The sequence below is a fragment of the Burkholderia sp. 4NA327C6 genome, assembly GCF_005502655.1.
In the GTDB taxonomy this organism is placed as follows: Bacteria; Pseudomonadota; Gammaproteobacteria; order Burkholderiales; family Burkholderiaceae; genus Burkholderia; species Burkholderia contaminans.
Genome location: NZ_SCNZ01000118.1, coordinates 1 through 1,334, shown reverse-complemented (window position 1 = coordinate 1,334; position 1,334 = coordinate 1). Strand labels below are relative to the sequence as shown.

At 53.1% G+C, this 1,334-nt stretch carries 1 rRNA gene; it reads right to left on the bottom strand.

What is annotated here, in order from left to right:
• Positions 1 to 34: 34 nt before the first annotated feature.
• Positions 35 to 1,334, bottom strand: a 23S ribosomal RNA gene (locus tag FFS49_RS41770); the annotation flags it as partial.

The following is a 1,334-nucleotide window of genomic DNA, read 5'->3' as shown; positions in this document are numbered from 1 at the left end:
CGCACGGCGCCGATCTACAAGGCAGACTTGTTATAGGATCAAGCCTTACGGGCAATTAGTATCAGTTAGCTGAACGCATTACTGCGCTTACACACCTGACCTATCAACGTCCTGGTCTCGAACGACCCTTCAAGGGGATCTAGTCCCCAGGGATATCTCATCTTAAGGCGAGTTTCCCGCTTAGATGCTTTCAGCGGTTATCTCTTCCGAACATAGCTACCCGGCGATGCCACTGGCGTGACAACCGGTACACCAGAGGTTCGTCCACTCCGGTCCTCTCGTACTAGGAGCAGCCCCCTTCAAATATCCAACGCCCACGGCAGATAGGGACCAAACTGTCTCACGACGTTTTAAACCCAGCTCACGTACCTCTTTAAATGGCGAACAGCCATACCCTTGGGACCGGCTACAGCCCCAGGATGAGATGAGCCGACATCGAGGTGCCAAACACCGCCGTCGATATGAACTCTTGGGCGGTATCAGCCTGTTATCCCCAGAGTACCTTTTATCCGTTGAGCGATGGCCCTTCCATACAGAACCACCGGATCACTATGACCTGCTTTCGCACCTGCTCGACTTGTCGGTCTCGCAGTTAAGCACGCTTATGCCATTGCACTATCAGCACGATTTCCGACCGTACCTAGCGTACCTTCGTACTCCTCCGTTACGCTTTGGGAGGAGACCGCCCCAGTCAAACTGCCTACCATGCACTGTCCCCGACCCGGATCACGGGCCAAGGTTAGAACCTCAAACAAACCAGGGTGGTATTTCAAGGACGGCTCCACCGAAACTAGCGTTCCGGTTTCATAGCCTCCCACCTATCCTACACAGATCGGTTCAAAGTCCAATGCAAAGCTACAGTAAAGGTTCATGGGGTCTTTCCGTCTAGCCGCGGGTAGATTGCATCATCACAAACACTTCAACTTCGCTGAGTCTCGGGAGGAGACAGTGTGGCCATCGTTACGCCATTCGTGCAGGTCGGAACTTACCCGACAAGGAATTTCGCTACCTTAGGACCGTTATAGTTACGGCCGCCGTTTACCGGGACTTCAATCAAGAGCTTGCACCCCATCATTTAATCTTCCGGCACCGGGCAGGCGTCACACCCTATACGTCCACTTTCGTGTTTGCAGAGTGCTGTGTTTTTATTAAACAGTCGCAGCCACCAGTTTATTGCAACCCCTTCACCCTTCTGGCGCAAGCCAGTCAAGCTACAAGGGCGTACCTTATCCCGAAGTTACGGTACCAATTTGCCGAGTTCCTTCTCCCGAGTTCTCTCAAGCGCCTTAGAATACTCATCTCGCCCACCTGTGTCGGTTTGCGGTACGGTCATC